This window comes from Vibrio sp. 1180_3, from assembly GCF_029478545.1.
Taxonomy (GTDB): Bacteria; Pseudomonadota; Gammaproteobacteria; order Enterobacterales; family Vibrionaceae; genus Vibrio; species Vibrio aestuarianus.
Map to the genome: position 1 here is coordinate 1 of NZ_SJFM01000263.1, position 255 is coordinate 255.

The window sequence follows — 255 nt, forward strand, 5'->3', positions numbered from 1 at the left end:
TTTCGCCTTTCCCTCACGGTACTGGTTCACTATCGGTCAGTCAGTAGTATTTAGCCTTGGAGGATGGTCCCCCCATATTCAAACAGGATATCACGTGTCCCGCCTTACTCGTTTTCACTTAGAATGACGTGTCGGTTACGGGGCTATCACCCTTTATTGCCACGCTTTCCAGCGTGTTCACCTGCATCATTTAAAGCTTAAGGGCTAGTCCAATTTCGCTCGCCGCTACTTTCGGAATCTCAGTTGATTTCTTTT

At 47.5% G+C, this 255-nt stretch carries 1 rRNA gene; it reads right to left on the minus strand.

Annotated features, from left to right (window positions below):
• Positions 1 to 255 (minus strand): 23S ribosomal RNA (locus EYW48_RS21785); the annotation flags it as partial.